The sequence below is a fragment of the Parasedimentitalea nitratireducens genome (genome assembly GCF_057444295.1).
The window spans coordinates 1-8,519 of the sequence record NZ_JBYAXC010000030.1 but is presented as its reverse complement, the minus strand read 5'-3'; the positions used below and the strand labels follow the sequence as shown (position 1 = coordinate 8,519).

Sequence of the window (8,519 nt, the reverse complement as noted above, 5' to 3'; positions counted from 1 at the left end):
ATCAGGGGCATTTCGGCACGTTTAGCGCCACGTCAGCCTTAGTTCATTGTCTCGGAAAGCACTGGCTGGGGTGGTAGGAAACCCAGCGAGGCGATCCCTTTCATCGGTTTAGTTAGTGTCACCTCGAAAATGGGGCATTACTGGGGGCCTTTTGTCTGAAACCTAGAGCGAGACCTACGGGTGGTTCTAGTGGGTCCAGGATTGGAACTGCTGCTGTTGTCGGGATGCAGGAGCTCTGTTTTAGAGGTCTGTAAGGAGGGAGTTCTACCTACAGGGGAATAGGTATAAGTAATGGATAAAGGGAGACAGAATAGAGATGAAGAAGTCCTAATAATGACCTCTACTAGAGATCCTAAGAAGAGGACCTACTAGGACCCATACTAGGCTCTCCCTAGAAGATCCTGGAAGCGGTCAATGCTCGTAGTCATCCTGAGTAATGATGCTCTTAGGTGGTCTGTATGTCGGGGGGCAGTGAGTGGGTCTAGGGGGCTGAGGCAAAAAAAATGGGATGGGGAGCCCGCCCTGACACCCTGAGTGGATGCCCGGACGGGGGATAGGTGGTTCGGTGGTGGGGGGCACTAATGTTTCATAGGTAGCATTTGCAGTTGGGTGCACAGATGAATTTCTGTAGTTGCGCTATTGATTGAAACACACTTTAGAGGCATGGCTTTGGTAGATAGAATTGAGAAGATCGTAGACGGAGAAGTGGTTCAATATGCGGATGTTGATAGCAATGGCAGGTACCATTGCCTTCCCGAAGGCCAAACAAAGATCAAATTCGCGGAGTTCTTTTCAACTCTTGATGAAGTTGCTGAGTACTTAGTCGCTAATACGGACTCTCGGGTAAGAATGAACCCGGACTGGTCTCTGATAGTAAAGAACATCCAAATCGATGGCGTCCCGCGCGAAAAGATCTAGGGCATGATAGCTAGACAAGGGTAGTAGTGAGGCCAAGTCACAAAAAAGAGCTGTAAAGCACCCCGTCCAGGCACCCAATGAGGATGCCCGGACGAAATGAGGTTGAGGTGATGGCCACCTAAGAAACCTGTTTACTGACCACGTAATCAGCCAACCACTGCCAGTAAGCTTCAGCATCCGTGAGCCCTTGTGCCTGTGCAGCTAGGTCCTCCGCTCTGGAACGAGAAAGGCCACCATCGTGTTCAGCGATAGCGGCCCTCTCTTCGAATGCGTCTATGTCCGGTGTCGGCGTCCTCATGGGGATACCCCAACCGGCAACCTAATCTGGTCCACGATATTCCGCTTCTGCTCGTCAGAGATACCTGCTGGATAGATGCTGTAGGTGATCCCATTCTCTGACCGGGCTGACTTGTGTCCGACCAGTGATGCGGTGAAGTGCTCAGGAACGCTAGTACGCTCACACTGGGTGATGAACCACTTGCGGGTAGAGTGAAACACCAAGCCCTGCCTCCCCAGCCTTGGTGCCTTCCTGAAGGCCGCGAAGCGCTTGGTTATGTCATTCACCTTCAGTTCAGGGAACAGTGGGCCCGAATTAGGTAGAGCAGACAATACCGGCTCTAACGCAGCGTGAACTGGCACCATCCGTTCTGCAGCATCAGTCTTGAGCAACCGCAGCTCATTAGGTCGAACATGGAAGAACTGCCCAAGATTGCCCTTCGGCACCAGATCCTCACGCAGTAGACCTGCAGCCTCACCAGCCCGCATACCTGACAGGATGCAAAGAAGCAGCACATGACCGATGTCCCTGTCATGCAATGCCAGTAGCTTTCGCACCTCGACATCTGTCGGAACTGCATAGGGGTTGTGCTTCACCTTCTGTTCGAACCGGACTGACTGAAAGGGGTTCGTCTCCAGTTCGCCCTCATACACGCACCAGTCCAGCCAGTGATTGACCTGAGACCAGATGCGCCGCTGAGTACGCCCAGTAATCTTGACTGTGCCAGTACTGGACCAGTTTACGGATGCATCCAGTGACATACCCCTAGAACGCTCAGATTTGCCGATGTAGGGGCTTAGCTGGGCAATCAGAGATAGGAACTCCCGGCCCTGATCACGAGTAAGCTGCGATACTTTCAGTTCACCGTATTTAAACTGGAACAGTTCCACAGAGTAGCGGACACTCTTGAACCCACTAGGACGTAACTCATGTTGGCGAAGCATCAGATAACGCCGAGCCGCTTCCTTGACTGTGAGCTGTGGCTGCATCGCTTGCAGGTAGGTAACAGGCTCAGAGTGCTCCAGAGTGGACCGCAGGCGAGCCAGGGCAAGATCGGATGGGGAGGCCCATTCAGAACCCGCTCCTCCTCCCACAGCGTTGCCCTGAGGCAAGGACTGAGCCCCAGAGATCACTTGCTGCACGGTGGCCTCGTATCTGGCATTCACCTCAGCAGCCCTTAGTCGGGCTACCTTGGCATCGTTAGTTTTTAGGGACTGTTTCAGAGCTTGTTGACCGAGGAGTGCAGCAACATCCTTAGGGAAGTTTCTTCGGTAAAGCCATGTCTGACCTTTCAGGTAGGCATAGCGAATTCGAGCAGACGACATGGTCTGTTCCTTTCTTGTTAGATTGTGGGGCTAGTTCAGTCGAGGACCCGGATGATCATCTCGAAATCGGGCTCGCCGTATTCGCCAGCCAGTGGTCCAGTGAGAGAATACCCGCCAACGCAGTCGTCGTAGACTTCGGATATTTCGAACTCATGCTCGGGAATCTCGTCGAAGGCATGAATGACGACGTGGATTCCTGGGCTCAGCGTGTGTTGGTCGGGCTGTGCCTGATCCATGGCTACACCCTCCGAGAGAGGATGTCGGGTAGCAGGAAGCCCAGAGTGAGGCTCAGAGGGAAGGGAAAGGGGATTGGCCTAACCCACTCAGGAAGCCCTGCCAGCACCAGAATGATACCGGCAAGTACTGGGGGAAGTGACGGGGTAATACTGAAGCGGTGCCGCAGTACTTTAGACAGGACCAGCCGACAGCCGCCCCCAACTGCGACAAGCAGCGTGAAGGTTGTAGGCATCTATACGTCTCCATGAAGGTTTCTTTGTATAGATGCTTATGTTTTCTCGGTTTCACGGTAGCGATCGGGCTGCAGAACAATCAGTTTTGCTAAACTTGTGCTTGCCGCGAAAGGAGAACTGGCCTGCTGCGCCTTCTATTTGAATCCACCGTCGCACGCTGTATTTCGGATGGTCTAGTGAGTGGCCAACGCTTCGCTGCCGACGCACAGTGTGACCTCGAAACTGGGGGATTCCTGGGGGCCTTTTGCCTGAAATCTAGGGTGAGAGACCTGCGGGAGGTCCTGAACAGAGAGTGGTGCTGTTGTCGGGGCTCTCAGTGCCAATGGTAGCGCTTGGTTGGTGAGGAGGTTCTTGTGTTGTGGTGTTTTCAAGAAAACACGAAAACTGACCCAAATTGGCTTCGTATCAGCCAAATGCTACTTTGAAATGACTATTGGCTACCGATCCGGTACGCTGGCACATCAAACCATAAAAGGCTCGTGAAATTTATGCTACCACCCCAAGGAATAGATCTTAAAAACAAGGCGGTAAACGATCTAAAGGTGGGGCGTATAAAAACCGCGCTGAAGAAGGCAATTCGAGGAACCCAGAAATATCCTAAAGACGCTGATTTTTGGGCTATCTCTGGAATATCGAGCAATCAGCTCGGTTTATACCAGAAGTCCATATTCTGCTGCAAAAAGGCACTTAGTCTCAGACCGGATCGTGTCGACTATGCAGAGAACCTAGCTGCAGCCTATGAGGCATTCGGAGACGCCGCCGAAGCCGCCAAGATCATTTCGCATGCATGCTCTCGCCACCCACAAAACAAAAGCCTCAAAATGCTCCTTCTAGGAGTTCTTTACCGTAGTAAAGAATGGGAAGAGGCAATCAAAGTCGTAAACAAGATAATCGAAGCCGATCCAAAAAATGGCTCAGCTTACCATTTTCGAAGTACAATATATTCAGATCTAGGATATGTGAGCGAAAGTGATCGGGACATAAAGAAGGCATATGATTTGTCTCCTGGAGATCTTGTGATCGCGACGGAATATGGCCATTCCCTCAAGCATAAGGGACATATGGACGAAGCCAATTGCGTTTACTGGGAGACACTTAAACAATATCCGCAGGCCTCTAATATTTTGATCGAAGTTTCTGCGACTGCTATCGGTGATGAAAGGGGAAAGGCAACTGCGTTGATAGAGGCTGCGCGGGCGCAAAGTGAGGCTCCAAATTATGAATTGGAATACGCGTTCGCTCACATAACTGTTAATGCTGAGGGTCTAAGCGCGGCAATGCCAGCCTATAATTACGCAAATGGACTCCAGCAAAAGACAGAGCCGTTCAACCCAAAGAACGAAGCAACTCGGCTTCGTCGTGCAACCCATATCTTCAGCCCAGCTTTGTCCAAGGGGGGATGGCCTAAGTCAGCAGGTCCAGTGCCGTTATTCATCATTGGGCAACCGAGATCAGGAACCACTCTTCTTGAGATGATGCTCTCTTCGTCCTCTCACGTTCATGGATGCGGGGAGTTGAAACTAGCACCAAAGCTATCCAGACAATTCATTTTTTCAAATGCCCCCTTTGGACCAAACGAAGCAAGCCATTTTGCACAGGAGTATAGACGGCAAATGCCTAGCTTGCCTCAAGGGGCTTTGGCATTTATAGACAAACTTCCTAACAACTATCGCTTGTTGGGGTTTCTGGCCAAGAGCTTCCCAAATGCAAAATTTGTCAATTTACTTCGGGATCCACGAGATGTTGCCTTATCAACGTGGACCACTCGGTTCCCTTCGGCCGGTATGCGTTATTCCAGCGATCTATCTGCAATGGCAGTCTGTGCCAACAATTATCGCCGTTATATGAATTTTTGGGATAAACAGTTTTCTGATCAAATACTAACAATGCAATACGAAGAGCTAGTGAGTGACCCTAAGACCTATGGGAAACTTATCACAGAGTTTGCAGGGATCCCCTGGGATCCTGCAATTCTTAGCCCAGAGAAAAATACAGCAAGCGTAAATACAGCTAGTGTAAGGCAGGTTCGAAATAAGATCGGTATTTCCTCAATAGGAAAGTGGCAAGCTCATGCCACTCATCTTCAAGAATTTGTAGACAAGTTGGATCCTAGGCTTTGGCCAGAGTTTAATTTAGTGCCTTCAAGCTGATTGATCAATGGCCTCTTGTCTGATGCCAGCGACACTTTCCTCAGAGCAGCGAAACGCTTGGTCACCTCATTCACCGTCAAACCCGAAAACAGTGACCCCGAACTGGGTGGGTTTGACAGCATGGCTCCGGTGCAGGATGAACCGGAGCCATGCGCCCAGCAGTATCAGTCTTCAGCAACCTCAGCCGATTGGGCCGGACATGGAAGAACCGGCCAAAATTGTCCTTCGGCACCAGATCCTCACGGAGCAAGGCCGCAGCTTCACCAGACCACATACCTGACAGAACACGGAGAGCAGCACATGACCTCTCTCCCTGACATGCCTTGCCAACAGCATTCACACCTCTTCATCCGCCGGAATGGCGTAAGGGTTATGTTTCACTTTCTGCTCGAACCTGACTGACTGGAACGGGTTCGCTTCCAGCTCGCCCTCATGCACGCACCAATCAAGCCAAGGATTGACCTGTGACCAGATACGACGCTGAGTGTGTCCCGTGATCTTGACTGTGCTATTGCTGGACCGGCTCACCAATGCATCCGGCAACCTCCCTCTCGAGCGATCTGACTTGACAAAATATGGGCTGAGCTGGGCAATTAATGACAGGAATTCCCGCCCCTGATCACGGGTAAGCTGTGAAACCTTGAGTTCACAATACTTGAACTGAAACAGTTCCACAGAGTAGCGAACACTCTTAAACCCACTAGGGCACAGCTCATGCTGGCGTAGCATCAGATAACGCCGGGCTGCTTTCTTGACTGTGAGCTGTGGCTGCATCGCTTGCAGGTAGGTAACAGGCTCAGAATGCTCCAGAGTGGACCGCAGGCGAGCCAGGGCAAGATCGGATGGGGAAGCCATTCAGAACCCGCTCCTTGTTCCACAGCGCTGCCCTGAGGCAAAGACTGCACGCCAGAGATCACTTGCTGCACGGTGGCCTCGTATCTGGCATTCACCTCAGCAGCCCTTAATCGGGTTACCTTGGCATCACCGGTTTTTAGTGATTGTTTCAGGGCTTGTTGACCGAGGAATGCGGCTACTTCCTTGGGGTAGTTTCTTCGGTAAAGCCATTCCGCTAATCAGAACTTTGTGGCTGTTGAGACCTATCCAGGGGCACGACACAGGTAGCCACAATCCAAGAATATCCCAGGGCCCCTGTAACAGCCGAATTACACCACCTAAACGCAGGGGTACTTTTAGGGGCATTCTGAGCCACAGAGGGCCAGCAATCAGGCTGCTACATCATGTTAGGAAGTACTGGCTGGGGTGGTAAGAAACCCAGCGGGGTGATCCCTTTCATCAGCTTAGTCTGTGTAGCCGTGGATATGGGGCATTTCTGGGGCCTTTTGCCTGAAATCTAGGGTGAGGTCTGCGGGTGGTTCTAGTAGGCCTAGAACTGGGACTGGTGCTGCTGTTGGGATGCAGGCGCTCTGTTCTAGGGGGATGCTAAGAGGGAGATCTACTTACCATTGAATAGGTATAAGTAATGGATAAAGATAGACAGAACAGAGAGAAGAAGTCCTAATAATGACCTCTACTAGAGGACCTAAGAAGGTAACCTACTAGGACCCATACTAGCTCTCCCTAGAAGATCGTGGAAGCGGTCAATGCCAGTGGTTCTCCTGAGTAATGCTGATGCTCACAGGTGGTCTGTTATGTCGGGATCAGTAAGTGGGGGTTAGGGATGCTGAGGCAAAAAAATGGGGATGGGGAGCCCGCCCTGACACCCTGAGTGGATGCCCGGATGGGGTGTGGTTGGTGGTAGGCTGTGCGGGGTGGTGAGTGGCAATAAGGGCGGACAGCGGCCCTTCGCTGCAATCGGCACCAATGGCGGCAATGCGCAGTAAGTCAGCTTTACAAAGTCGGGGCGCCAAATGTGTCGGGTCGACAAGACCGGCCCTTTGCAGCCATTCGTTAACACCGCAACGAATGGCTGGTCAGAATTCACTTTGCCAGATGCTGCAAGGTAGCAAACAGGGGAAAATGCGTAGCATCAACCCGGCGCAGGATTGAACTTTCTCAAGGCGGCGCTGTGCGCCTCAATCGTCTTTGCGGAAAGTGGTCCACCATGACCAATATAGAATTTTCGCCCGCCACGCGACAAAAGTTGATTCAAGGAAGTTGTAACTAAGTCGGCGTGTTCTTCGAACGGGGGGCGTTTGGGGCGTTTCCGTAAGACGATCCCACCTAGCAGTATACCTGAAGCAGCCAGATCACCGGCTATCACGCGACCGTCGTCCAGAAGCACAGATATCGACCCCGGTGTGTGTCCGGGCGTGTGTAGAAGAGTGATTGTCGGAAAACCAAATTCTTCGAGGCTGAACTCTGTCGTCGTCATGGGGATATCTGGTATGAAGTAGGGAAAAGGTTCTAGTATCGCGCCTGTCTTGTAAAATAGGTGCCCAAACAGCCCCGTCGCGTTCAAGATCGGCGGCTCGCCTCGGCAATATGGTATCTCCATTTCATGCGCGATTACCGGAGCGGATGTCAGAGCCTGAACCGCAACAGCTGAACCTGCGTGATCGATATGTGCATGCGTCAGAACGGTGACGCTGATGTGCGACCAGTCTAAACCATGTTTTTTCAGCATCTTGTAGATTTTGGCCTCTGACTGAGGTAGGCCAGTATCCACAAGAACGGCCTTCCCGTCACGGATGATCAGAAAAGCATTCAACATGCCGAAAGGCAGTATGGGAATTGTTTCAATACAAGTTTTTGTCATTACGGCTGCTTGTTCCTAACGGCGTTGAACGAAGTAGATAAACAATCAGCCAAGCGCAGCAATTAGGCACCTTTTTGTAACTAGAGACTGAAGTGACGGAGATGATGGTTCAGATAAAATCATGGGCAGATCCTATCACCGGAGAGTGCCCTGTCGCTCAAACACTTCGCACGTTGAGTGGCAAATACGGGCCAAGCATCTTGCATTGTCTAACGGGTGGCGAAATGCACTTCTTGGAGCTTACAAGAGCGATAGATGGCATCAGCCGCAAGGTACTGACTGAACAGTTGAAGGATTTTGAAGAACATGGATTGATATTCCGTTCTCCGAAGAACGACGCACGTCGACGTGTCGGTTATTCGCTTACTGCGAAGGGACGCGCCCTTTGCAGTATTCTGGGACAGCTCTACAATTGGAACCAAGTTAATAAGTAAGAGATGGACATCGGCGCAGTTAGTCCAAACGACAAAAAGGTCCGCTTAACTGCTGTTAACGCAGATCGCAGCGAAGGTCGACTGTCCTCCCTTTCCTGCTTCAGACGTCCCCCATGCCGAATGTCGCGCAATGCAACGAATGGCTATGTGATGTGTCTGACGTCAGCGCTTATGGGTCCAAATAGCCGTATTTGATAAGAGAGAGTTCTTGGCTCATCGTAACCACTGA

Annotated in this window: 7 protein-coding genes and 1 pseudogene; 3 read left to right on the top strand and 5 right to left on the bottom strand. The window is 51.4% G+C overall.

Annotation, left to right across the window (positions count from 1 at the left end; translation table 11 throughout):
* Nucleotides 1-663: 663 nt before the first annotated feature.
* Nucleotides 664-918, top strand: a complete 255-nt coding sequence (locus tag AC2T28_RS24800; protein ID WP_486751279.1) for a hypothetical protein — start codon at nucleotides 664-666, stop codon at nucleotides 916-918.
* A gap of 294 nt (nucleotides 919-1,212) precedes the next feature.
* Here AC2T28_RS24800 and AC2T28_RS24795 read toward each other — a convergent pair whose 3' ends face one another.
* Together AC2T28_RS24795 and AC2T28_RS24790 are read right to left on the bottom strand one after the other, a co-directional pair.
* Nucleotides 1,213-2,520: a DUF6538 domain-containing protein gene (locus tag AC2T28_RS24795; protein WP_486751278.1), complete on the bottom strand. Its 1,308-nt coding sequence runs from the start codon at nucleotides 2,518-2,520 to the stop codon at nucleotides 1,213-1,215.
* A 35-nt stretch (nucleotides 2,521-2,555) separates the two neighbouring features.
* A complete protein-coding gene (locus AC2T28_RS24790) occupies nucleotides 2,556-2,756 on the bottom strand; it encodes a hypothetical protein (protein WP_486751277.1) in 201 nt (66 codons plus the stop codon).
* Nucleotides 2,757-3,478: 722 nt separating this feature from the next.
* Here AC2T28_RS24790 and AC2T28_RS24785 point away from each other — a divergent pair.
* Entirely contained in the window at nucleotides 3,479-5,140 is a 1,662-nt protein-coding gene (locus tag AC2T28_RS24785) for a tetratricopeptide repeat-containing sulfotransferase family protein (RefSeq protein ID WP_486751276.1), read from the top strand.
* 336 nt (nucleotides 5,141-5,476) lie between these two features.
* Here the strand turns inward: AC2T28_RS24785 and AC2T28_RS24780 are convergent, their stop codons facing one another.
* From AC2T28_RS24780 to AC2T28_RS24770, 3 genes and pseudogenes are all read right to left on the bottom strand, one after another.
* Entirely contained in the window at nucleotides 5,477-5,995 is a 519-nt protein-coding gene (locus AC2T28_RS24780; protein WP_486751275.1) for a hypothetical protein, read from the bottom strand.
* A 77-nt stretch (nucleotides 5,996-6,072) separates the two neighbouring features.
* Nucleotides 6,073-6,192: pseudogene (locus tag AC2T28_RS24775) on the bottom strand (DUF6538 domain-containing protein); the annotation flags it as partial.
* 935 nt (nucleotides 6,193-7,127) lie between these two features.
* Nucleotides 7,128-7,811: an MBL fold metallo-hydrolase gene (locus tag AC2T28_RS24770; RefSeq protein ID WP_486751274.1), complete on the bottom strand. Its 684-nt coding sequence runs from the start codon at nucleotides 7,809-7,811 to the stop codon at nucleotides 7,128-7,130.
* A 146-nt stretch (nucleotides 7,812-7,957) separates the two neighbouring features.
* Here AC2T28_RS24770 and AC2T28_RS24765 point away from each other — a divergent pair, with 146 nt between their 5' ends.
* Nucleotides 7,958-8,290 carry a winged helix-turn-helix transcriptional regulator gene (locus tag AC2T28_RS24765; RefSeq protein ID WP_486751280.1) on the top strand — a complete coding sequence of 111 codons (333 nt, stop codon included), beginning with the start codon at nucleotides 7,958-7,960 and terminating at the stop codon, nucleotides 8,288-8,290.
* The last annotated feature ends 229 nt before the right edge of the window (nucleotides 8,291-8,519 follow it).

Coding starts and splice junctions, on each gene's coding strand:
- AC2T28_RS24800 (WP_486751279.1), top strand. CDS start 664: ATGGCTTTGGTAGATAGAATTGAGAAGATCGTAGACGGAGAAGTGGTT.
- AC2T28_RS24795 (WP_486751278.1), bottom strand. CDS start 2,520: ATGTCGTCTGCTCGAATTCGCTATGCCTACCTGAAAGGTCAGACATGG.
- AC2T28_RS24790 (WP_486751277.1), bottom strand. CDS start 2,756: ATGGATCAGGCACAGCCCGACCAACACACGCTGAGCCCAGGAATCCAC.
- AC2T28_RS24785 (WP_486751276.1), top strand. CDS start 3,479: ATGCTACCACCCCAAGGAATAGATCTTAAAAACAAGGCGGTAAACGAT.
- AC2T28_RS24780 (WP_486751275.1), bottom strand. CDS start 5,995: ATGGCTTCCCCATCCGATCTTGCCCTGGCTCGCCTGCGGTCCACTCTG.
- AC2T28_RS24770 (WP_486751274.1), bottom strand. CDS start 7,811: ATGTTGAATGCTTTTCTGATCATCCGTGACGGGAAGGCCGTTCTTGTG.
- AC2T28_RS24765 (WP_486751280.1), top strand. CDS start 7,958: ATGATGGTTCAGATAAAATCATGGGCAGATCCTATCACCGGAGAGTGC.